A 21545-nucleotide genomic window follows, 5' to 3' on the forward strand; every position below is an offset into this window, starting at 1 on the left:
TCGGTTCGGGATCATGGCTAGGCCACCTCGAGATTCATGGTGTCGGAGGCGACGTGGCCGTCGAGGAAGCGGATTGTGCGCTCGGCATAGGCGGCGACGTCGGCCTCGTGGGTGACCATGGCGATGGTGAGGCCAAGCTCGGTGTTCAGCCGCGTCAGGAGTTCCATGATCTCGTGCGTGCGGGCGGTATCGAGATTGCCGGTCGGCTCATCGGCGACGAGCAGGGTTGGCCTGGTGACGATGGCGCGCGCGATCGCCACGCGCTGCTGCTGGCCGCCGGAGAGCTCGGCCGGCGTGTGGTGCTCGCGGCCGACAAGGCCGACCTCGGCCAGGGCTTTCATGGCGAGGTGATGACGCTCGCGGGCGGCGACGCCGCGATAGATCAGCGGCAGTTCGACATTTTCCACCGCGGTGGTGCGCGGCAGGAGATTGTAGCCCTGGAAGACGAAGCCGACATAGAGATTGCGCAGCATGGCGCGGCGGTTGCGGTCGAGACGACCGGCGTCGATGCCCATGAAGCTGTAGGTTCCGGCCGTCGGCGTGTCGAGGCAGCCGATGATGTTCATCGCCGTCGACTTGCCCGAACCGGACGGGCCCATGATGGCGACGAATTCGCCGCGGCGGATAGCAAGGTCGACGCCAGCCAGCGCATGGACCGTGGCTTCGCCCTGGCCGTAGCTTTTCCAGACCTTGTCGAAGGTGATGAGCAGCGAGCCTGACATGATTTCAGCTCCGCTGCTGCGCTGTGGTGATGACTTGCGCACCTTCTGCGAGACCGGAGGTGATCTCGGTCAGTTCGCCATCGGTGGAGCCGATCTTGACGTTGACCGGCCGGGGCCGGCCATTCTCCAGCACGTAGAGCGTGCGCGAGCCATCGGTGGGCTGCGCCGTCGCTTGGCGCTGGCGGTTGCCGCCTGGACGGCCCATACGGCCCGTGAACAGGTCGCTCAGGCTCCACGCGCGGGCGGCTGTTTGCGCCGGCCGATAGCGAAAAGCGATGGCCGGCACGGTGAGCACGCCCTTGGCCTGCCTGGTGACGACCGAAACGGTGGCAGTCATCCCAGGCCGTAACAGAAGCTCGTTGTTGTCGACCTCGAACCGCGCGTCGTAGGTGACGACGCCGTCGGTGGTGACCGAAGCGTAGGAGATGTCGCGGATCTCGGCATCGAACGGCCGTTCCGGAAAGGCGTCGACGGTGAAGCGCGCATGCAGGCCGGGCTTGACCGCGCCGATGTCGGCCTCGTCGACCGCTGCCTTCAACTCCATGTTCCTGAGGTCGGCGGCGATGACGAACAGCACCGGCGCCTGCAGCGAGGAGGCAACCGTCTGGCCGGGATCGACCGAGCGCGTCAGAACGATGCCGTCGATGGGCGCATAGATGGTGCTCTTGGCGAAGTCCGTCTGCTGCGCCTTGAGATCGGCATTGGCGATGGCAAGATTGGCTTTGGCGCTGTCGAGTGCTGCCTTGGAGCGGTCGCGCGTCGCTGTCGCCGCTTCAAGCGACTGGTCCGTCGCCATGCCGCGTTTGGTGAGCGCCGCCGCGCGCACAAGCGCCTTTTCGTTTTCGGTGAGGGTTACGGTGGCGGTCTCGACATTGGCGGCCGCCGCCTTGGCGGAAGCCTCGGCGCGCTCGATCTGCACCTCCAGCTTGGCGGTGTCGAGCGCCGCCAGCACATCGCCCTTCTTCACCTGCTGGTTCTCGTTGACCGCGACCGAGCGAACGACGCCGGAGAGTTCGCTCGAAATGTCGACTTGGGTGAGCGGCTGCAGCGTGCCGGTGGCCGATACCTCGACGGTGAGGTCGGCGACAGCGGCCGGCACCGTGGTATAGTCGATCTTGGTTGGAGACCCGGCATACCACTGGTAGCCGGCGAGGCTTGCGGCGATGACGACCAGCACAAGCAGGCCATAAAGCCAGCCGCGACGGCGCTTCTTCTTCAGGCCCAGGTGGTCAAGTCCGAGTGCCGTCTCTATGTCGGAAGTGGATTCCGTCTTTGGCAGATTGACAATCTGGTCCACGCCGGACCCCTATAAACAGTGATGATCCCATCAGTGCACAGATCAGGCCTAATGGTTCAAATATCAAATTAAATTTCGCCCATGTTGGGATTGAGGCAGAAGGCTTTCTACAATGCTGACCCGGAATTACTTACTTTACGACGTGTTCACCACCGAGCGGCTGGCCGGCAATCCGCTGGCCGTCGTGCTTGACAGCAAGGGGCTGGACACGGCCGCGATGCAGGCCACCGCACGCGAGTTCAACCTGTCGGAAACCGTTTTCGTGCTGCCGCCTGACAATCCCAAGCACCGCGCCCGCATCCGCATCTTCACGCCCGACTATGAGATGCCGTTCGCTGGCCATCCGACTGTCGGTTCCGCGATCGCGCTTGCCGAAATGGCTGGCGATGGCGACACCGCCGGCATCTTCGTCCTGGAGGAGAATATCGGCCCGGTGCGCTGCGCCGTCAGCAAGCACGATGGCGCCACCTTTGCCGAGTTCGACTTGGCCAAACTGCCGGAGCCACTGGAACTTGTCGCTGACCCAGAGGCGATCGGCGCAGCACTTGGGCTGGGGCCACACGAAGTCGGTTTCGAAAACCACCGCGTCTCGTTCTGGTCGGCCGGCGTGCCTTATGTGACCATCCCAGTCGCCGACCTTGAGGCGGCGGCCCGGATAAGGCTGGACAACCAGGCGTGGTCGGAATTGGCACCCCGCAAGAGCGAATGGGCCCTTGCCAGCCCGTATGTCTATTGCCGCGAGACGGTGAACCACCACAGCGCCTTCCATGTCCGCATGATCGTGCCGGGCAATCCTTCCTATGAAGATCCGGCGACCGGTTCGGCGGCCGCCGCCTTCGCCGGTGCGATCATGCACTACGATGGCCCGAGGGAGGGTGTTTCACAACTCTGGATCGAGCAAGGCTTGGAGATGGGCCGGCCTTCGCGCATTCGCCTCGAACTGAATGTCGAAGGCGGCAAACTCGCCGCCGCCCGCATCGGCGGCCATGCGGTCAAGGTTGCGGAAGGCAAGCTGTTCGTCTGATCGCGATGGGCTCGAGGCGATTTGTCGGGAAATGAATCCGGCAGGGCTGGACATGGCGGATGGCGGCGGCTATATGCCCGCCGACGCTGGTTTTACCAGCGAGTGGGTGCGTAGCTCAGTTGGTAGAGCAGCTGACTCTTAATCAGCGGGTCACAGGTTCGATCCCTGTCGCACCCACCAAAGATTTCAAAGGCTTGGTGGAAAAGACCCTGGATACCGGGAGAACGTGAGGCGCTGATTTGCACGTCTCCCGCCAGCGGCAATCGGTTTACCTGACTTTATTGGATGGTGGGGCGCAGATAGGTTAGAATTGCGCGCGTTATAGCCAACACGCCATCCACTTCCGTGAAGATTGCCTTGCTTTTGCCGGCGATCCATTCGAGCTCAGGAGCCCTTGGCAGCCTAAGCTGGCGACACAGTCCCCAACCCGAAAGAATTGCATGGTCAAAGAATGCTGGCTCGTCGTTTGCATAGTAAGGAAAGCGAAAATACAACCAAATTGGCCCGCCATATCCAAGCTTGATGGTCATTCTGACTGTAACCCTATGACCAAAAACGTCTTCCATCGCCCCATCGAAACTGAGGTCGCGGGCAAGATAATCGTGTGATGGTTCCCTCAGACCCATGGAATTCCACAGCTTCCAGGTGTGTGCTTTCAATTCCTTGTAGTTGGGGAATTTTGTCATCTCGGGAGTCAAATGTGTAGGCGGGTCGCTGTAGCCTGTCTCCGTTCTCCATTCTTCCGCGGCGCTACGCAAATCTTCAAAGGTCTGGGTGATCCTAGGATCGACCGGTTCTTTTGAGAAGTACGAAATCCGCTGCTGAGAAATCATGTCACACAGTTCTTCGACCGTGTGGCCTGATCGTTCTGCCCAATCCTCTATGGCCAGCATCCACGGCGAACTATAGTTCAGCCCGGCAAAGGCCCCGGTCTTGCGATCGAAATCTCTGACAATCCGCGCAAAAACCTCTCGAATTCCCTGCTTTGGATCGCCGAAAATTTGTGACGGTTGGTTCATCGGCACAGCCAAACCTTGCGAGCGTTTACTTCTCCGAAACACCGGCCTCAGCAAAACTTGCCATGCGGGCGTGGCATTCGAGCGCCGAGCGGACGATGTTGACGGCAAGGCATGCGCCGGAACCTTCGCCGAGCCGCATGCCGAGATCGAGCAGCGGCGGCAGGTCGAGGGCTTCGAGCAGCCGGCGATGGCCGGATTCGGCAGAGACATGGGCGGCAAGCGTGTGGGCGAGGCCGGCGGGGTGCAATCTTGCCAGCGGTGCGGCGGCGGCGGTGCAGACAAAGCCGTCGAGCAGCACCGGTACGCCTAAATGGCGTGCGGCCAGCGTCGCACCAAAAATGGCGGCGAGTTCGCGCCCTCCAAGGGCTGCCGCGACCGTCAGCGGGTCGGCAAGGGCCTCGGCGTGGCGATTGAGACCGGCCTCGATGGCTGTGATCTTGCGCACCAGGCCGGCATCGTCGACGCCGGTGCCGCGCCCGGTCCATTTTTCCGCACCACCACCGAAAAGGGCGGCCGAAATGGCTGCCGCCGGCGTGGTGTTGCCGATGCCCATTTCGCCGAAACAGACGAGGTCGAGGTCTTTCGTCACGGCGCCGTAGCCGGCCGAGACGGCGGCGAGGAACGCCTCGTCGTCCATAGCCGGCTCTTGCGTGAAGTCGCCGGTCGGACGGTCGAGGTCGAGCGGAATGACGTCGAGTTCGGCGCCGGCTATGCGGGCGAGCTGGTTGATGGCGGCGCCACCGCCGGCGAAATTCGCCACCATCTGCACGGTGACCTCTGACGGGAAGGCCGACACGCCCTGCGCGGTGATGCCGTGGTTGCCGGCAAAGACGAAGACCTTGACGCGGTCGAGCTGCGGCATGTCGCGGCCCTGCCAGCGAGCAAGCCAAGCCGCTATGGTTTCCAGCCGGCCGAGGCTGCCTTGCGGCTTGGTCAGCGTGACCTGACGGCGGGCGACAGCATTTGCCGCGGCGTCGCTGCCGGCAGGCAGGTCGAGGCAGGCCGCGCGCAATACGTCAAGCGATTTGAAGGACATGGGGGCAAAGTCTCCGAAACAGAGTCAGGAAAGGCAAACGGAAGCGACGAGCAGGATTGCGATTTCGCCAAACTGCTGCAGCGCGCCGACCGTATCGCCGGTCTGGCCGCCGATCTGGCTGAGGCACAGCACGCGGAAGGCGGCAAACAACAGGCCGAGCAGGATGAATGCGGCGACCGCTCCACCGAACCCTAGCGCCAGCAGCGCCACGGCACCGAGCACGGCACCGGCAATGGCCGTTTCGGCCGACACGGGGCCGGCATCGGCCGAGAGGCCGTCGCTGCGCGCCGCCGGCAACAGATGCATGAAAGCGCCGAACAAGCCGCGCGAAGCGGCATGCGCGGCAATGAGAGCCCAGAACATTTGGGCCGGGCTGGCGAATTCCGAAAGCACGCTCCAGCGGATCAGCAGCGACAGAGCGAGCGCGCAGGCGCCATAGGCGCCGATGCGGCTGTCGCGCATGATCTCCAGTTTTTTCTCGCGTGTCTTGCCGCCGCCAAAACCGTCGGCGACATCCGAAAATCCGTCCTCATGCATGCAGCCGGTGGCGAGCAAGGTCGCGGCAAGGGCAAGTGCCGCTACCGGGCCAGATGCAAGGCCGAGCCAGGTCCCGATCGCGTAAACCAAGGCGCCAATCAGAGCGACGGCGAGGCCGGCAACCGGCGCTGCCCAGATCGCGGCAGCAAGGCTGCGGTCCCGGAAATCGATGACCGGCAGCGGCAGCCGGGTGAAGAAGACGAAGCAGAGCGCGATGTCATCGAGGGTTTGCCGAGTCGAGAGGGTCATTCGCCCCTCGCAATGGCATGGAAGAACGTGCCGCTGACATGGCCGCGGCGGTAGCCGGAGGCGCCGAGCGGATTGCCTTGGCCGTCAGCGAGGTCGGCCAATGGCTCGTCATTGCCAGTCGCGCTCATCTGCGCGTAGTGGAATTCGTGGCCGCGGATCAATGTGCCCTGAGGCCCCAGTGGGCAATCGGCGCGCAGACGCGCCTCGCGGTAGCCGAGATTCATCTTTCTCCTGGCAAAACTGGTCGAGTGACCGAGCAGGCCGAGCATCTCGTGCGTCTCGCCCGATGCGTCCTCCAGCGCCTCGCCGAGCACCATGAAGCCGCCGCACTCGCCATGCACCGGCCGCGTTGCCGAAAACGCCTCGATGCCGGCCCTGAAATTTGCAGCCGCTGCGAGGCGGCCGGCGTGAAGCTCGGGATAGCCGCCGGGCAGCCAGCAGACATCGCAATTGTCGCTGGGCGCCTCGTCGGCAAGCGGCGAAAAGGGGACGATTTCCGCACCGGCTTTGCGCCAATGCGTCGCGACATGCGGATAGAGGAAGGTGAAGGCGGCATCCTCTGCCAGTGCGATGCGCTGTCCGGGCGGCGGCAGCGCGCCGCTGAAACTGCCGGGAGCGGGCGCAAATGGCGCCGCCAGCGCCATGATGGCGTCAAGGTCGAGCGAGCGTTCGACCATGTCGGCCAGCCGGTCGAGATGGACCATCAAATTTTCATATTCGCCGGCCTGAACGAGGCCGAGATGGCGCTCCGGCAGGTTGAGCGCTGGGTCGCGCACTATGGCGCCGACGACAGGCAGGCCGATCGCCTCGATCGCATCGCTGCAAAGCCGGCGGTGACGCTCGCTGCCCAGCCGGTTGAGCACGACGCCGGCCATGCGCACATCGGGGTCATATGTAGCAAAACCCTTGGCGACGGCCGCCGCCGTGGTCGACTGCCCGGAAACATCGAGCACCAGCAGCACCGGCAGGCCGTAGAGCCGGGAAAGATCTGCGGCCGAGCCGGTGCGGCCCGGAGCAGCAGGAATTCCGTCGAACAAGCCCATCGCACTTTCGAGGAAGATGAAATCGGCGTCTTCAGTTGCGTCGCCGGCCAGCGCGTTGAGCAAATCAGGCGGCATCGCCCAGCTGTCGAGATTGACGCCGGAAAGGCCTGTCGCGGCGGTATGGAAGCCGGGGTCGATATAGTCGGGGCCGGACTTGGCGCCGCGCACTGTGAGGCCGCGCCGGGCGAGCGCGCGCAAAATACCGATGGTGACGCTGGTCTTGCCCGAGCCTGAGCGCGGCGCGCCGATGATGATCGCGCGGGTCATGGCTCGCCCGCCAATGCCGCGCGCATCGCGACGATGCCGCCGACGACGATCAGCGCCGGCGCGGTCAACCCGGCGGCGGCCGCCTCCTCGGCGATGGTGGCGAGCGTGGCGACGACGATGCGCTCCTGCGGCGTCGTCGCGGCAACGATCACCGCCGCCGGCGTCGACGGCGCCAGCCCGCCCTCGAGAAGAGAGGCTGATATCAGCGGCAGATTGGCCATGCCCATATAAACGACGACCGGCTGGCCGGTGCGGGCGATTGCTGCCCAGTCGAGGTCGTCATCGGTGCCGGCGGCGTGGCCGGTGGCCAGGATCACCGCCTTGTTGATGCCGCGCATGGTGGCCGGGATGCCGGCACCGGCAAGCGCGCTGAGGCCCGAAGTCAGGCCGGACAGGACGCGGAACGGGATGTTTTCGCGCGCCAGCGCCAGCGCCTCTTCGCCGCCGCGACCGAAAATATAGGGGTCGCCACCCTTCAGCCTGACGACGCGGCGGTCTTCTCGCGCCAGCCGAACCAGCAGAGCGGTGATGTCGTCCTGCTTCATCGACGGCTGGCCGCCGCGCTTGCCGACGTAGAACAGCTCCGCGGCCTCAGCGACAGCGACAACATCGGGCGAGACCAGCGCGTCGTAGACGAGGGCATCGCACTGCCCAAGTGCCGCCAGCACTTCGAGCGTCAGGCAGCCGGGATCGCTGGGGCCGGCGCCGGCCAGCCAGACATGGCCCGGCTCCAGCTGGCGCGGCTTGAAGTTCAGCCGGGCCAAAGCCTGTTCGATTGTGGTATCTCCACCTCTGTTTCCGGTGCTGTCGTTCACAGTCCGTCCCGTCCGCGAAAACGCCGCTGATAGTGGGCGTCGTAGAGTGAACTCTCGCCAAAGCCTTCTGCTGCCAGCGAGCGGCCGATGAAGATGATCGCCGTGCGTTCCATCGGATCGGCGGCCAATTGCGCCTCGATCGTTGCCAGCGTGCCGGTCAGCACGCGCTCGTCTGGCCAGGAAGCACGGAAGACGACCGCCACCGGGCAATCTGCGCCATAGAACGGCGTCAGTTCGGCGACGATCCGGTCGATGGCGTGGATGGCAAGGTGGATGGCCAGCGTGGCGCCGGTGCGGCCGAAGCCGGCCAGCGTTTCGCCAGGCGGCATTTTCGAAGCACGGCCGGAGATGCGGGTCAGCACCAGGCTTTGCGCGACCTCGGGAATGGTCAGTTCGCGGCGCAGCGCTGCCGCGGCGGCTGCGAAAGAGGGCACGCCCGGCGTCAGCGTATAGGCGATGCCGTGCGTCTCCAGCCGGCGGATCTGCTCGGCGACGGCGCTCCACACCGAGAGATCACCGGAATGCAGGCGGGCGACATCGTGGCCGGCCTGGTGGGCATCGAGATATGCCGCCTCGATCTCGTCGAGCGACATCGGCGCGGTGTCGATCAATTTGGTGCCGGGGGCGCAGTGCTGCAGCAGTTCCGGCGCGACGATCGAGCCGGCATAGAGGCAGACCGGGCAGCTTGCCAGCAGCCGGCTGCCGCGCAAGGTGATGAGGTCGGCCGCGCCCGGTCCGGCGCCGATGAAGTGGACGGTCATGCCGCATCTCCGCTGATGGCGATGGCGCAGGTGACCGGGCCGAGCACGATGCGCTGCCCAAGCAGTTTCGCGCCTTTCCCGGCGGCGGCAAGCGCGGAGGCTTCGGAAACCGACGGCGTGCCGGCATGTTCCTGCGACAGGTCGGAACGGCTGAGCAAAGCGGCCCCCTCATCCGGCCCTTCGGGCCACCTTCTCCCCGCTGGGGAGAAGAGACTGGCGCCAGCGTGCGTGATCTCCTCTCCCCTCGGGGAGAGGTCGGCCGAGCGAAGCGGAGGCCGGGTGAGGGGGAGCGACGGTTCAGAGCCAGCAACATCCACCACTATGACCGGGAGATCGAGTTTACGGCCGGCAGCAAAAATGGCCTCTTCGCTGCGTTTGAATTCGGTCGTCGCCAAGGCAGACAGCGCCGTCATCGCCAGCCCATGCACTTCCAGCGCGGTTTCAATCGCCGCAAGAACGTCTTGCACACTCACGCCTTTGCGGCTGCCGATGCCCGCGATCATCATGGCTTGACCCAGCTCCATTGGGTGACCGGCATAGCCGGCCGCCATGCCTGCATCGAACCAACCGGTGAAGCACGGGAGATAGAGATGTGGGTGAGATCGCCGCCGAGCGCGGCGTGACGGGCGAGAAGCAGCGCCTCCATCTCCAGCGTCACCGCGTTGGCGACCAGCCGGCCGCCAACACGCAGGGCCTTGATGGCCGCGCCCAACACGCCGGTATCGCTGCCGCCGCCGCCGATGAAGATCGCATCGGGTGTGCCTAGCTTGGCAAGCGCCTTCGGTGCCGAGCCTTCGACCACGACAAGACCGGGCACGCCGCAATGAGAAGCGTTGCGGTGGATGCGGGCGGCGCGGGTTGGATCGGCCTCGATGGCAATGGCGCGCATCGAGGGATGGGCCAGCATCCATTCGATGCCGATCGAACCCGAGCCGGCGCCGATATCCCACAGCAATTCGCCACGCCTGGGAGCGAGGGCGGACAGGGTGATGGCGCGCACCTCGCGCTTGGTGATCTGGCCGTCGTGCTCGAACAAATGATCGGCACGGCCCGATGTCAGCGGCAGGATGCGTGCTTCCGAAGTTGAGTCAACTTCGATTGCCAGAACGTTGAGCGGATTGATCTTTTCGAGGTCGAAGGCGTCCGCACGCGCCGAACGCAGCCTTTCATTCGGGCCGCCCAGCGCCTCCAGGATCGTCAGCCGTGAGGCGCCGAAGTCGAGTTCGGTCAGCAGGCGCGCAATCGCCGCTGGTGCATCGCCGTCCGAGGTCAGCGCAAGGATGCGGGTGCCCGGATGCAGCAGTGGCCGGATAAGGTCGAGCGAGCGGCCGAGCAGCGAAATGGTCTCGATATCCTGCAGCGCCCAGCCGAGGCAGGCGGCGGCCAGCGAGAAGGCAGAAGGGGCGGGAATCACCTGCATCTCCTGGGAAGGAACCTTGCGAACAAGGGTGACGCCGACCCCATGGAAGAACGGATCGCCTGAAGCCAGCACGCAGACTCGCCTGCCGGAAAGCGCCAGCACGTCGCGCATCTCGGGATCGAAAGGGGCCGGCCAAGGATGTGCTTCACCTTTGGTGAGCGACGCGACAAGGGCAAGGTGACGCGTGCCGCCGAAGACGAATTCAGCCTCGGCGATCAGCCGCTTGGCCTCTTCGCCGAGACCCGCTACACCGTCCTCGCCGATGCCGACGATTGTGAGCCATCTTGAGTTGAGCTTGGCGCCGCGCGGACCTTCAGCAGGCATGATGACCCACCGAATTCTGATCCTCGGCGGAACCACCGAAGCGCGGCAACTGGCGGGAAAGCTGGCCGCGCGCGCCGATGTCTCGCTCACGCTGTCGCTGGCCGGCCGCACTGAAAGCCCGGCGGCGCAGGGTGTGCCGACGAGGGTGGGTGGTTTCGGCGGCGCCTATGGACTGGCGGCGTATCTCCGCGAGACCGACGTCGGCCTGCTGATCGACGCCACGCATCCCTATGCGGCGAAAATCTCCGCCAATGCCGCGGAAGCGGCGCATGGGGCCGGTGTGCCGATCGTTGCGCTCAGGCGCCCAGGTTGGGAGCCAGCCGAAGGTGACCGGTGGACGCTGGTCGACAGCGTTTCCAGCGCGGTGACGGCGCTGGGCCCTGTGTCGCGCCGCGTCTTCCTGGCGCTCGGACGGCAGGAGGTCGCCGCCTTTGAGGCCGCACCCCAACATCACTATCTCATCCGCAGCGTCGATCCGGTCGAGCCAAGGCTCGCTGTGCCCGATGCGACCTATCTCTTGGCGCGCGGGCCGTTCCGGGAAGCCGACGAACGTGCACTGCTTCTGGAACACCGCATCGACGTCGTCGCTTCCAAGAACAGCGGCGGCGAGGCGACCTACGGCAAGATCGCCGCTGCGCGGGCACTCGGCATCGAGGTGGTCATGATCCGCAGGCCGGCTTTGCCGGACGTTGCCTCGGCTGAGACTGTCGAAGCTCTTGCCGCAATGGTCGATCATTTTCTGGTCAGTCATTTTCTTGGGCCCGCCGCCGAACGCGGCGTGTAGACCAGCGCCGGTTTTTCGCCGCGCTTGATGATCCTGGTTTCCGACGAGCCGATGATGATGCAGGTCGCCATGTCGGCCTTTTCCCCATCGGCTTCCGCCAGCAGAACGACCTCGATGCGCTCGTCGGGACGGCCGGCGGCACGGCCGAAGACGACCGGCGTGGTGCCGGGCAGGATCGCTGTGAGGCATTCGAAGGCGCGGCCAAGCTGCCAGGGGCGCGCCTTGCTGATCGGATTGTAGAGCGCGATGACGAAGCCGGCGCCCGCCGCCGCCAGCAGCCGCAGCTCGATCAGGTCCCAGGGTTTTAGATTGTCGGACAACGAGATGGCGCAGAAATCATGGCCGAGCGGTGCGCCGATGCGGGCAGCGACCGCGAGCATTGCTGTGATGCCCGGCAGCATCGCCACGTCAACGGCACGCCATTCGGCCGGGCCGGCCTCGATCGCCTCGCAGACGGCTGCCGCCATGGCAAAGACGCCGGGGTCGCCGCCCGAGACGACGGCGACATCATGGCCCTGCGCAGCCTTTACCAGCGCGTCCTTGGCGCGGGATAGCTCTTCGCGATTGTCCGAGGCGACGCGGGTCTGGTCGGGGCGCAGGTCGAGCCGGTCGAGATACGGCTTGTAGCCGTAGAAGAATTTTGCCTCTGCGACGGCGCGGCTTGCTTCCGGCGTCACCTGGTCGGCATTGCCGGGCCCAAGCCCGATGACGGTCAGGCGGCCGCTCATGTTTCGGCTCCCAATGCGGCGGGGCGGCGTGACCAACCGGCCACCAGGACGATGGCGAAGTAGGGTGCCTTATCGTCCTGCTTGTCGGCCAGCCGCATCGAGACGCCGCCCGGCATGGTGCCGCGCTCGACATAGACGGCACGCGCCAGCTTGTCGGTCGCTTCCAGTGCGCGCCTGATCTTGGGCAGGTTGCGGCCAACCTTCATTATGACGGCGGCATCGGTATCGGCGAGGCGGCGCGTCAGCTCGAATTCGCTCATTGTGCCCGGCAGCACTGTCAATACATCGTCGCCCTGGACGATCGGCGTTCCGGTCGCCGACCAGCAGCCGGACATGGCGGTGACGCCGGGAATGACCTCTGTTGGAAAGCGGTGCGCCAGCCGGACATGCAGATGCATATAGGAGCCGTAGAAAAGCGGGTCGCCTTCCGAAAGCACCGCGACCATCCTGCCGGCGCTGAGATGCTCGGCGACCTTTTCGGCCGACTCTTCGTAGAAATCTGTTATCTGCGACTGGTAATCGCTGTTATCCTTGTCGATTTCGGTGGTCACGGGATAGAGCAGCGACAATTCAATCAAATCAGGACGAAAATGGGCGCCGACGATGGCGCGCGCGTTGCTGTTGTTGCCGCGCTTGGCGAAATGCGCGACCACGTCGGCCTCGGCCAGCGCGCGCACGGCTTTGAGCGTCAGCAGCTCAGGGTCGCCGGGGCCGGTGCCGACGCCAACAAGCCTGCCTTTTGCAATCGCGTTCACAGGCCCGGCCTCGCCAATGCGTTGAGTGCTGCTGCGGTCATGGCGCTGCCGCCCAGCCTGCCGCGCACAATCGCGTAGGGCACGCCATAGGAATTGTCGGCCAGCGCGTCCTTCGATTCGGCAGCGCCGACGAAACCGACCGGCATGCCGATGATCGCCGCAGGCTTTGGCGCGCCGTCGCGCAGCCTTTCCAGCAGATAGAAAAGTGCGGTCGGCGCATTGCCGATGGCGACGACCGAACCGGCCATCCGCTCGCCCCACAGGTCGATGGCTGCAGCGGAGCGGGTGTTGCCGATCCTTCTCGCGATGTCGGAGGTTCGCGGATCGCGCAGCGTGCAGATCACCTCGTTGCCGGCTGGCAACCGGGCGCGTGTGACGCCGTGCGAGACCATCTGAGCGTCGCAGAAGATCGGCGCGCCGGCTGCCAGCGCCGTGCGCGCGGCGGCAACAAAATCCTCCGAAAAAACGAAATGCCTAGCAGCCTCGACCTGGCCGCAGGCATGGATCATCCGGATGGCAACATCGGCTTCGGCATCGGAAAACCGCGACAGGTCGGCCTCGGCGCGAATGATGGCGAAGGAGCGCTCATAGATCGCCGTGCCCTCATGGATGTAGTCGTAGGCGGTGTGGGCGGGCATGTTCAGTCCTGTCGGTAGAGTTCGGTGACACCGGCCGCGCCAAGCCTTGTCAGGCAGGCGGCGGTGGTCTCGCCTCGAAATCGTGTGCCGCGGATGGCTGCCGCAATGCGGCCAATGCCGCGCGCGGCGCCATAACCAGGCCTGTATCCGGCGGGAAGGATTTTTGCCGTCCCGTCCACGACAAGTCCGGCCCCGTTTTCGCCGCCGACCAGTGTCAGCGCCGCCGGGCCGGGATGGGCACAGCCCTTGGCGCAGCCGGAAATGTGCAGGGTGACGGAGGAATCGAGGATGTCGCGGTTTTCTGCGGCGATGGTCTCGGCGATGTCGCGCGTGGCGATCCGGCCGGAGGCGCAGGCCGGCGTACCGGGGCAAGCGGCGATTTTCGTGCGCGGGTCGGCTGCGTCGGTGACGAAGCCGAGGGTGGTGGCGATGTCCCGCAACTGGGGGCAGGCGGCCGGTGGCAGGCCGAGGAAAAGCAGCGCGCGGCCCGGCGCCAGGCGGATTTCGGTTGCGCCAAGGGCGAGGGCTTGTTGCGTGAGAGCGATGAGTTTTTGCGCTGGCATGCTGCCGAAGGGCAGGCCGATGCCGAGGGCGGTGCCATCTGTCAGATCAAAAACGCCAAAGGGGAAGCGAGCCGGCACAGGAAGGCGCTCCACGGCGCCCCCCTCTGTCCTGCCGGACATCTCCCCCTCAAGGGGGGAGATTGCGCTCTGATCTCTGGTTTCGCCGATCTCCGATGCTGCGGAGGAAGAGCCAACGACGAAACCGCCGATCTCCCTCCTTGAGGGGGAGATGTCCGGCAGGATAGAGGGGGGTAAGACGCGCCAACTTGCGAGCGATCTTAGCTGCCTCTCGGTCAAATCCCTTGCGTGGGCTTCCCGGCCTTTTTCGGCAACCATCCTTAGAATTGCGATGGCGATATCACGCGCCGCTTCTTCCTCGACCATGACGAGGGATTTCGCACTCTGTCCGTCTCCGGCAATGGACATCTTCCACTGAATTGCCGCGTCCACCCGCACCGCAGCCAGCCGCACATCGGCCGTCACCACATCCATAGCCAACTGTCCGCCGCCATCGACGATCACCGAAACCTTAGGGCCAAGGCGCTGTGCCAGCCCAGCTTCAGTAATTGCCGCCCGAATCTGCTCCGCCAGCGGGCGTGGGTCGGCAATCTCTTCCGGGTCCAGCCCCGCCAGCGGTCCGTGCTCCACCGGCACGCCGGTGCGCACGGCGATGCCGAGCGCATCGACCTCGACGGCCAGAAGCCGGGCGCTGGCCGGCGTCAGGCCGCGTATCTGCAGGCTGCCACGTGCGGTCACTTCCATGATGCCGTTGCCATGCCGCAAGGCGGATTCACCGAGTCCGATCAGGGATTTCGGCAAGAGTCCTCCAGCGACCGGATTGAGCCGCACCAGAAGACCGTCGCCGGTCTGCATCGGCGCGGACAAAGCAGGGCAGGCGCCGCGGCGGGAGAAGGCGTTCATGCCGCCACCCCCTGGGCTTGGGCGATCAGTGCGGCGAGGTCGTCGTCGACGGAATTGCGCAGCGGGTGCCAGAGACCGCGCCGCCGCGCCGACAGAAACCGCTCGGCAATCGCCTTCGCGGCCGAAGGGTTCTCGCGCAGGATGAAGGCGCGAACCGTGGGATCGCTAAGATAGGCGTCGTGCACGGCCTCGATCAGCGCGCCCGATATGGCATGAGTGGTCTCGGCAAAGCCGACCAGCCGGTCGACCGTCTCGGCGAATTCCGATGCGCCGCGCGGGCCGTGCCGCATCTGGCCGGCAATGAAGCGCGGGTTGACGGCACGCGCCCGCACGACGCGCGACACCGCTTCTCCGATCGAGCGCGGCTTCGGCTTTTGCGGGTCCGTGGTGTCGAGGACGATGACGTCGGCGTTCTTGCCGAGCGTCGCAAGCGCCGCCGAAAAGCCGCCAATGAAGGCGACATCGGCGGAGCCTTCCAAAATATCGCGGCCGGGATCGTCTCCCGTATGGACGAGAAGGTCGGCCTCGGCGATACGGTCCTCAAAAGCGCCTGGCGACGAAATCCCTTCCCCGTTGACGCCGCCATAGGCATGCGAAGTGGCGTCGAGATAGGCGCGACCGATCTCTTCGCGCGCGGCCCAGTCGCCGCTCGACAATAAATCCTCGACGCCGGCGCCGTAGGTGCCGGGCGAGGTGCCGAAAATGCGCGGGCTGATCTTACCGTCAGCGCGGGCCTTGGCCGCGAGCGGGTTTTCCGTCGCGTCCTCGTCGCGGGCGGCGACGGCGTTGCCGGCCGCATCGATCAGGGCGATCTGGGTCGGGAACATATCGCGGAACAGGCCTGAAATGCGCCAGGTGACATCGACGCGCGGGCGGCCAAGGGTGGCCGGCGGCAGCACCTCGATGCCGGTGACGCGGCCGGTGGCAGAATCCCATTGCGGCCGGCAGCCCATCAGCGCCAGCCCTTGCGCGATCTCTTCGCCGCCGGTGCGCAGCGAGGCCGAGCCCCACAGGTCGATGACCAGCGAGCGCGGCCAGTCGCCATGCGATTGCATGTAGCTGCGCAAGACCTCGTCGGAGGCCGCCCTGCCGAGATCGAAGGATGTCGGCGTCGGCATGGTGCGTGGATCTGATGTGAACAGGTTGCGGCCGGTCGGCAGGACATCGCGACGGCCACGCGCTGGCGCACCGGCCGGACCGGCGGCGACATGGCGGCCGTCGAGGGCGGCGATGAGTGCTGCCTTCTCAGCCGCGGCACTTTGCCGGCGCAGCGGATCGGCCTCGCCCTCGGCTGAGCGGCCATAGATATGGAGCCCGTCCTTGATGGCGAAATCCTTGAGGTCGCAGAGCCAGGCGTCGATGCGGCGCAGCGCTTCGTCGGGCGCGTCGGTTCCGGCGACGCCGGCCTCGGAAGCGAGACCGGTCTTTTGCGCGGTTTCGACGATCAGCCTCGCCAGGCGATCGCGGCGACGGCGGTCGAGCCCGTCGGCCTGGGCATATTCGTCGACCAGCCGCTCAAGCTGGTGCTGGTTTTCGTCCAGACCGGCGCCGGTCAGCGGCGGCGGCAGATGGCCGAGGGTGACGGCGGCAATGCGCCGCTTGGCCTGTGCTGCCTCGCCGGGGTTGGAGACGATGAAGGGGTAGATGACGGGTAGCGGGCCGGTGACGATCTCGGGAAAACAGGTTTCGCTGAGTGCCACGGTCTTGCCGGGCAGCCATTCCAGCGTGCCATGGGCGCCGACATGAACGAGGGCGTGGACACCGAGCGACTTGCGCAGCCACAGGCCGAAAGCGATCAGCGCATGGCGCGGCGGCAGCGTCGGGTCGTGATAGTCGGCGCGACGGTCGGCGGTGCGCCCGCGATCGGGGGCGAGTGCTACGGTGATGTTGCCGAAGGTGGTGGCGCGGAAAGGGAAATTTGCCGCGGTAGGCGCTTGAACACCCCCCTCTGTCCTGCCGGACATCTCCCCCTCAAGGGGGGAGATCGGCAGTTCTACCGACGGCTCTTCCTCCTCGGTAATTGGCGAAAGCAGCGACGACAGCGCAATCTCCCCCCTTGAGGGGGAGATGTCCGGCAGGACAGAGGGGGGTGCCTCGCACCAACCTGTCTCATCTGCCGCATTCCCCCACGCGGCCTCTACCGCAGCGATGGCCGCCGGCGGCAATTCCTTCGAGAACGTCAGATACTCCTTCAATGCCAACCCTTGGCCGCCCTTTTCCAGCTCATCCAGCAACGCACGCGGGGTTTGCGGAATCCCTTCAACGGTGTAGCCCTGTTCGCTCAAGTCGTGCAGCATCGCCAGCACGCTGGACGGCACGTCGAGGCCGACGGCGTAGCCGGTGCGGCCGGGGGCGCTCGGATAGTCGGGGATCAGGATGGCGAGCTTGCGTTTTTCGCGCGGCGTGCGCTGCAGGCGCACGAACGCCTCGACACGGTTCGCCACCTGCGCGACGCGGTCCGGCTCCGGCCGGTTGGCGAACGCGCGGAAAGCCAATGCGGGATCGACCTCGCTCTCTCCCTTGAAGGAAATGGCACCGGCGAGAATGCGGCCGTCGAGTTCGGGCAGGACGACATGCATGGCCAGGTCGGCAGGCGCCAGGCCGCGCTGATTGTTTTGCCAGATGTCGCGGCGTGTCGTCGCGACGATGACCTGGAAGACAGGAACGCCGGCGCGGTCGAACAGGGTTTCGACGCCGGGCTCAGCACCGGAGGCGAAGGCCGTGGCGGTGATGATGGCCGCAGGCTTCAGCGTGGCAAGCGCGGTCTCGACAAAGGTGAGCGATGCCGGGTCCTTGAGGCTGGACACGAAGATGGGGACGGGGATGATGCCGCGCTGCCCGAGCGCTTCGAACAATGCGTCGATCGGCGCGACATCGGCGGCGAGCAGCATCGAACGGTAGAAGAGAATGGGCACGACGTCCCCCTCCCCCTCGAGGGGAGGGTGGCCCGCAGGGCCGGGTGGGGTCGTTGCGGCAGTGCTCGACGTTTTTTGCTGTTGGCGCACTTCACAGGCGACCCCACCCCCGGCCTGCGGCCGGACCCTCCCCTCGAGGGGGAGGGGGACGTCGCGCTCGACCCCCAGTGCCGGCTCATAATAGCCCGCCTTCGGCACGACAACCGGCTCCACGACCGCCGCGTCCTGTCCCGCCAGCCGCGCCAGCTGATTCACCAGCGCCGTCATATTCTCCGGGCCGCCCTCGCGAAAATAATCGAGCAGGCCGTTGAGCTCTTCGCGCGGCAGCGTCGAGCATTCGATCAGCCGGAGATCCTCGTCGCGGCATTCGCCGGGCAGCAGCGCCAGTTTTATGCCGCGTGCGCGGGCGGTCGAGGCGAGCTGGTCGCAGCCGTAGCGCCACCAGTCGTAACCGCCGAGGATGCGAACCAAAATAACCCTGGCGTGCCGGGCGACGCTGTCGATCCAGAGATCGACGGACATCGGATGGCGCAGATCGCGCAAAGCCGCCAGCCGCATCGAGGGCAGGCGATCCGCGTCTGCTTTCCACGCCACCGCCAGCCCGGCCAGATCGCTGTCGGTGAAAGACAGCGCCACGACATCCGCAGGCGTCTGCCTGAGATCAACAGGCTCGGCGAGATCGTCGAGCGAGGCGGATGTTGTGGTGAGGATGTGCATCGCGGCTCGTGCCTGAGGTCAGCCCGCGAGAATACGCTCGATGGCCGGGCGGTTCAGCCCTTTCAGGCCGATGACGACGAGGCGCGAACGGCGATCGTCCTCAGTGGTCCAGGCGCGGTCGTAATAGTGATTGACGCGTGGGCCGACGGCCTGCAGCAGGAGCCGCATCGGCTTGCCGCCGACGTCGACGAAACCCTTGACGCGCAGCACGTTTTCTTCCTCCGCCGCCGTGGTGACGCGCAACGCCAGCTCATCGGGATTGGCGATCGACGGAATGTCGATGACGAACGAGTCGAAGTCGTCATGCTCGTGATCGAGTTCGTCGTCGTGGTGAGTCTTGCGATTCTCGATGTCGTCCTCGACGGCGAGGCCAAGGCCGAGCAGCACGGACGGATCGACCTTACCCTGCGAGGTCGGCACGATCGTGACGGCGCGCGCGGCGTGCTCGCCGATGATCGCATTGGCCCGGGCCGAGCCGGCGGCGTCCATCAGGTCGCTCTTCGACAATATGATCAGGTCGGCGCAGGCGAGCTGGTCCTCGAACACTTCCTCGACCGGATCGTCATGGTCGAGTGTCTCGTCCTGCGCGCGCTGCGCCTGCAGGGCGTCCATGTCGTTGGCGACGCGGCCTTCAGCCAGCGCCGGTCCGTCGACGACTGCAATGACGCCGTCGACCGTCACCCGGCTCTTGACCGTCGGCCACTGGAAGGCCTGGACCAGCGGCTTGGGCAGAGCCAGCCCAGAGGTTTCGATCAGGATATGGTCGACCCTCGGCGACAGCGACAGGATCTGGTCGAGCGCCGGGACGAAGTCGTCGGCAACGGTGCAGCAGATGCAGCCATTGGCCAACTCGACGATGTTTTCCTCAGGGCAGGTGTCGATGCCGCATCCCTTCAGAATCTCGCCGTCGATGCCGATATCGCCGAACTCGTTGACGATGATGGCCAGCCGCTTGCCGCCGGCGTTTTCGAGCAGGTGGCGGATCAGCGTCGTCTTGCCGGCGCCGAGGAAGCCGGTGACGACGGTGCAGGGCACGCGGGAGACGGAAGTGGTCATATCTGATCCTTCACAAGGTCGAGGGGAGGAATGCGGGCGACGAGGCCGCGTTTCAGGCAATCGGGGCGGCCGCGCCATGGAATGAGGCCGTCCGTCGAGGTGGCGAAGAGCTTTGCACCGGCGACCAGATCGGCGCCGCTTGTCACGGTCAGGTCGCCAAAGACATAGCTCCAGCAGCCGTCGCGCAGGATCGCGGCGCTGAGGCGGCGCTTGCAGTTGCCAAGGCATTCGACGGTGCGGATACGGATATTTTCGCCTGATACAGCGCGGCGCGTGTCTTCGGCCAACAATTCGCCGGCGCGAGGATGGCCGTCGGAGCCGGTCTCGTCACGGCAGGAGGCGCAGACGATCACGGTGACGTCGGCCAGAGCATCATCATCGCCGGACAATACGCCCGCTGTCTCAGCCGAAAAACTGCTGTCGCGTTCCAAATCAGGCTCCTTGCCCGGAAAACCCGCCAGGCGATCGGATTCTTATGTCCTAGACGGCAGGTCTCCTGGCTCGCGGGTCATCGCCTTGGTGCCGCCTTCCCGGGACCGTCCCAGTGGTTATCGGCCTTGGCTCGTCGCCTACAGTTGCGGGGACAGCCGCGGATTTGAAATCGAGATTTCGCACCGCATTCCCTCTTGGCTCCTCCCTTTGCCGAGAGGAGACCGTCTGAACCGGATTTAGGCTTGTGGAGGCAGTCGTGTCAACGCACGTCTACGACGCGGTAATGTCGGCGAGAGCCGAACCCAGATCACCGGCCGGCGTCACCTCGATGCGTTCCAGGCCGAGCCAACCCTGCATCAGCTTCAACTCGTCGAAAAGCTCGGCGGCGGTTTGCGGCGGGGCGCCGGGCTCGGCATAGGCGGCATGGACGCGCAGCACGCCGGCGGGGCGGTCGGCCTTGAGGTCGACGCGCGCCACGATCCTTTCGCCGAGCAGGAACGGCAGCACGTAATAGCCGTATTGGCGCTTTTCGGCGGGGGTGTAGATCTCGATGCGATAGCGGAAGTTGAACAGTCTTTCCGTGCGCGCTCGTTCGAAGACGACCGGATCGAAGGGAGCAAGCAAGGCGCGCGCCTCGATCTTGCGCGGAAAACGGGCGTCCTTATGAAGATAGGCAGGCTTGTCCCAGCCTTCGACGCGAACCGGCAAAAGGTCGCCTGCCTCGACCAGTTCCTCGATGCGGCCCTTGATGTCGGCGGGAGAGAGGCGGAAATAGTCGCGCAGGTCGCCCGCTGTCGCGACGCCGTGGGCGCGGGCGGAGATGCGCAGCAATTCGCGGTGCGCATCCTCCGGGGAGGGCACCGGCAAAGCAAGTACTGCCGGCGGCAGCACGCGCTCCGGCAGATCATAGAGCCGCTCGAAGCCACGACGCGACGCCGTGGTGATACGGCCGGCCCAGAACAGCCATTCGAAAGCGTGCTTGGCATCGCTCCAACCCCACCAGCCGCCGTTTCCCTTCTGGCCTTCGAGGGCGGATGCGGCGACCGGCCCTCGTTCGACGACCTCGCGATAAATGTCTTCAATGTAGGCGGCGCGTTCGCGGCCCCACTTGGCCAGTCCGTTATACATTTCCTCGCCACGTTCGGCCCGCTCCATGCGCCAGCGCATCAGCGGATAGGTTTCGACCGGCAGAAAGGAGGCCTCATGCGCCCAATATTCGAAGACCGAGCGCTTGCGCGTCACGGCGGCGTTGTCGAGCAGGGCAAGCGGGTAGGGGCCAAGCCGCGAATAAAGCGGCATATAGTGGGCACGCACCACCGCGCTGACGGAATCGATCTGCAGCAGGCCGGTCCGGCCAAGCACACGGGCCAGATGGCGGCGATCGGGCGTGCTGTTAGGGCGAGGATCGGCAAACCCCTGTGCGGCAAGCGCGATGCGCCGGGCCATGGCGAGCGAGACCTTTTCCTTCATGCAGACGGCACTCTGTTGGCGTTCGACCAAGGTTGGGGCGAATGATTCCGCG

General features: G+C 65.6%; 20 protein-coding genes, 1 tRNA gene and 1 riboswitch. Of the genes, 3 read left to right on the plus strand and 18 right to left on the minus strand.

Annotated features, from left to right (window positions below):
* Window positions 1-17: 17 nt before the first annotated feature.
* Window positions 18-722, minus strand: coding sequence for an ABC transporter ATP-binding protein (locus AC0L3L_RS04700; protein WP_473636725.1), 705 nt, complete (start codon window positions 720-722; stop codon window positions 18-20).
* 4 nt (window positions 723-726) lie between these two features.
* Window positions 727-2019: an efflux RND transporter periplasmic adaptor subunit gene (locus tag AC0L3L_RS04705; RefSeq protein WP_473636726.1), complete on the minus strand. Its 1293-nt coding sequence runs from the start codon at window positions 2017-2019 to the stop codon at window positions 727-729.
* 112 nt (window positions 2020-2131) lie between these two features.
* Here AC0L3L_RS04705 and AC0L3L_RS04710 point away from each other — a divergent pair, with 112 nt between their 5' ends.
* Together AC0L3L_RS04710 and AC0L3L_RS04715 are read left to right on the plus strand one after the other, a co-directional pair.
* Window positions 2132-3043, plus strand: a complete 912-nt coding sequence (locus tag AC0L3L_RS04710; RefSeq protein WP_473636727.1) for a PhzF family phenazine biosynthesis protein — start codon at window positions 2132-2134, stop codon at window positions 3041-3043.
* A gap of 104 nt (window positions 3044-3147) precedes the next feature.
* Window positions 3148-3223, plus strand: a tRNA-Lys gene (locus tag AC0L3L_RS04715).
* Between the two features lie 98 nt (window positions 3224-3321).
* On the opposite strand, the gene AC0L3L_RS04720 is transcribed toward AC0L3L_RS04715, so the two are convergent.
* From AC0L3L_RS04720 to cbiE, 8 genes are read right to left on the minus strand one after another with little or no spacing between them, the layout of a single operon-like run.
* Window positions 3322-4062, minus strand: a complete 741-nt coding sequence (locus tag AC0L3L_RS04720; RefSeq protein WP_473636728.1) for a hypothetical protein — start codon at window positions 4060-4062, stop codon at window positions 3322-3324.
* A 25-nt stretch (window positions 4063-4087) separates the two neighbouring features.
* Window positions 4088-5098, minus strand: coding sequence for a nicotinate-nucleotide--dimethylbenzimidazole phosphoribosyltransferase (gene cobT, locus AC0L3L_RS04725; protein WP_473636729.1), 1011 nt, complete (start codon window positions 5096-5098; stop codon window positions 4088-4090).
* 24 nt (window positions 5099-5122) lie between these two features.
* On the minus strand, window positions 5123-5884 hold the full coding sequence (locus AC0L3L_RS04730) for an adenosylcobinamide-GDP ribazoletransferase (protein WP_473636730.1): 762 nt from the start codon (window positions 5882-5884) through the stop codon (window positions 5123-5125).
* Complete coding sequence (locus tag AC0L3L_RS04735) at window positions 5881-7194, minus strand: cobyrinate a,c-diamide synthase (protein ID WP_473636731.1); 1314 nt, start codon at window positions 7192-7194, stop codon at window positions 5881-5883. Before AC0L3L_RS04735 ends, AC0L3L_RS04730 begins: the two co-directional genes overlap by 4 nt.
* A complete protein-coding gene (gene cobA / locus AC0L3L_RS04740) occupies window positions 7191-8009 on the minus strand; it encodes a uroporphyrinogen-III C-methyltransferase (RefSeq protein WP_473636732.1) in 819 nt (272 codons plus the stop codon). The genes AC0L3L_RS04735 and cobA overlap by 4 nt, the downstream gene beginning before the upstream one ends.
* A complete protein-coding gene (cobM, locus tag AC0L3L_RS04745; protein WP_473636733.1) occupies window positions 8006-8770 on the minus strand; it encodes a precorrin-4 C(11)-methyltransferase in 765 nt (254 codons plus the stop codon). Before cobM ends, cobA begins: the two co-directional genes overlap by 4 nt.
* On the minus strand, window positions 8767-9276 hold the full coding sequence (locus tag AC0L3L_RS04750; RefSeq protein ID WP_473636734.1) for a cobalamin biosynthesis protein: 510 nt from the start codon (window positions 9274-9276) through the stop codon (window positions 8767-8769). Before AC0L3L_RS04750 ends, cobM begins: the two co-directional genes overlap by 4 nt.
* Complete coding sequence (cbiE, locus tag AC0L3L_RS04755) at window positions 9273-10514, minus strand: precorrin-6y C5,15-methyltransferase (decarboxylating) subunit CbiE (RefSeq protein WP_473636735.1); 1242 nt, start codon at window positions 10512-10514, stop codon at window positions 9273-9275. Before cbiE ends, AC0L3L_RS04750 begins: the two co-directional genes overlap by 4 nt.
* A gap of 1 nt (window position 10515) precedes the next feature.
* On the opposite strand from cbiE, the gene AC0L3L_RS04760 reads away from it, so the two are divergent.
* Window positions 10516-11298: a cobalt-precorrin-6A reductase gene (locus AC0L3L_RS04760; protein WP_473636736.1), complete on the plus strand. Its 783-nt coding sequence runs from the start codon at window positions 10516-10518 to the stop codon at window positions 11296-11298.
* Here AC0L3L_RS04760 and AC0L3L_RS04765 read toward each other — a convergent pair.
* The 8 genes from AC0L3L_RS04765 to AC0L3L_RS04800 all read right to left on the minus strand — a co-directional run bounded on the left by AC0L3L_RS04765 (window position 11262) and on the right by AC0L3L_RS04800 (window position 21493).
* Window positions 11262-12026 carry a precorrin-3B C(17)-methyltransferase gene (locus tag AC0L3L_RS04765; RefSeq protein WP_473636737.1) on the minus strand — a complete coding sequence of 255 codons (765 nt, stop codon included), beginning with the start codon at window positions 12024-12026 and terminating at the stop codon, window positions 11262-11264. The two genes, AC0L3L_RS04760 and AC0L3L_RS04765, sit on opposite strands and share 37 nt — an antisense overlap.
* Window positions 12023-12781 (minus strand): precorrin-2 C(20)-methyltransferase, encoded by a 759-nt coding sequence (locus AC0L3L_RS04770; protein WP_473636738.1) that lies wholly within the window; start codon window positions 12779-12781, stop codon window positions 12023-12025. The genes AC0L3L_RS04765 and AC0L3L_RS04770 overlap by 4 nt, the downstream gene beginning before the upstream one ends.
* A complete protein-coding gene (locus AC0L3L_RS04775) occupies window positions 12778-13419 on the minus strand; it encodes a precorrin-8X methylmutase (RefSeq protein WP_473636739.1) in 642 nt (213 codons plus the stop codon). The genes AC0L3L_RS04770 and AC0L3L_RS04775 overlap by 4 nt, the downstream gene beginning before the upstream one ends.
* Before the next feature lie 2 nt (window positions 13420-13421).
* A complete protein-coding gene (gene cobG / locus AC0L3L_RS04780) occupies window positions 13422-14903 on the minus strand; it encodes a precorrin-3B synthase (RefSeq protein ID WP_473636740.1) in 1482 nt (493 codons plus the stop codon).
* Window positions 14900-18535, minus strand: a complete 3636-nt coding sequence (locus AC0L3L_RS04785) for a cobaltochelatase subunit CobN (RefSeq protein WP_473636741.1) — start codon at window positions 18533-18535, stop codon at window positions 14900-14902. Before AC0L3L_RS04785 ends, cobG begins: the two co-directional genes overlap by 4 nt.
* Window positions 18536-18553: 18 nt before the next feature.
* Window positions 18554-19591 carry a cobalamin biosynthesis protein CobW gene (gene cobW, locus AC0L3L_RS04790; protein ID WP_473636742.1) on the minus strand — a complete coding sequence of 346 codons (1038 nt, stop codon included), beginning with the start codon at window positions 19589-19591 and terminating at the stop codon, window positions 18554-18556.
* Window positions 19588-20022: a DUF1636 family protein gene (locus AC0L3L_RS04795; protein WP_473636743.1), complete on the minus strand. Its 435-nt coding sequence runs from the start codon at window positions 20020-20022 to the stop codon at window positions 19588-19590. Before AC0L3L_RS04795 ends, cobW begins: the two co-directional genes overlap by 4 nt.
* 38 nt (window positions 20023-20060) lie before the next feature.
* Window positions 20061-20264: riboswitch (cobalamin riboswitch) on the minus strand.
* A gap of 29 nt (window positions 20265-20293) precedes the next feature.
* The gene (locus AC0L3L_RS04800) at window positions 20294-21493 is read right to left on the minus strand and encodes a winged helix-turn-helix domain-containing protein (RefSeq protein WP_473636744.1); all 1200 of its coding nucleotides are present in this window, start codon (window positions 21491-21493) and stop codon (window positions 20294-20296) included.
* Window positions 21494-21545: the final 52 nt, after the last annotated feature.

Source organism: Mesorhizobium sp. WSM4849, from assembly GCF_055811385.1.

Bases quoted from the DNA above. Each gene is read 5' to 3' on its own strand.
- AC0L3L_RS04700 (WP_473636725.1), bottom strand. From the start codon at position 722: ATGTCAGGCTCGCTGCTCATCACCTTCGACAAGGTCTGGAAAAGCTAC.
- AC0L3L_RS04710 (WP_473636727.1), top strand. From the start codon at position 2,132: ATGCTGACCCGGAATTACTTACTTTACGACGTGTTCACCACCGAGCGG.
- AC0L3L_RS04720 (WP_473636728.1), bottom strand. From the start codon at position 4,062: ATGAACCAACCGTCACAAATTTTCGGCGATCCAAAGCAGGGAATTCGA.
- cobT (WP_473636729.1), bottom strand. From the start codon at position 5,098: ATGTCCTTCAAATCGCTTGACGTATTGCGCGCGGCCTGCCTCGACCTG.
- AC0L3L_RS04730 (WP_473636730.1), bottom strand. From the start codon at position 5,884: ATGACCCTCTCGACTCGGCAAACCCTCGATGACATCGCGCTCTGCTTC.
- AC0L3L_RS04735 (WP_473636731.1), bottom strand. From the start codon at position 7,194: ATGACCCGCGCGATCATCATCGGCGCGCCGCGCTCAGGCTCGGGCAAG.
- cobM (WP_473636733.1), bottom strand. From the start codon at position 8,770: ATGACCGTCCACTTCATCGGCGCCGGACCGGGCGCGGCCGACCTCATC.
- AC0L3L_RS04750 (WP_473636734.1), bottom strand. From the start codon at position 9,276: ATGATGATCGCGGGCATCGGCAGCCGCAAAGGCGTGAGTGTGCAAGAC.
- cbiE (WP_473636735.1), bottom strand. From the start codon at position 10,514: ATGCCTGCTGAAGGTCCGCGCGGCGCCAAGCTCAACTCAAGATGGCTC.
- AC0L3L_RS04760 (WP_473636736.1), top strand. From the start codon at position 10,516: ATGACCCACCGAATTCTGATCCTCGGCGGAACCACCGAAGCGCGGCAA.
- AC0L3L_RS04765 (WP_473636737.1), bottom strand. From the start codon at position 12,026: ATGAGCGGCCGCCTGACCGTCATCGGGCTTGGGCCCGGCAATGCCGAC.
- AC0L3L_RS04775 (WP_473636739.1), bottom strand. From the start codon at position 13,419: ATGCCCGCCCACACCGCCTACGACTACATCCATGAGGGCACGGCGATC.
- cobG (WP_473636740.1), bottom strand. From the start codon at position 14,903: ATGAACGCCTTCTCCCGCCGCGGCGCCTGCCCTGCTTTGTCCGCGCCG.
- AC0L3L_RS04785 (WP_473636741.1), bottom strand. From the start codon at position 18,535: ATGCACATCCTCACCACAACATCCGCCTCGCTCGACGATCTCGCCGAG.
- cobW (WP_473636742.1), bottom strand. From the start codon at position 19,591: ATGACCACTTCCGTCTCCCGCGTGCCCTGCACCGTCGTCACCGGCTTC.
- AC0L3L_RS04800 (WP_473636744.1), bottom strand. From the start codon at position 21,493: ATGAAGGAAAAGGTCTCGCTCGCCATGGCCCGGCGCATCGCGCTTGCC.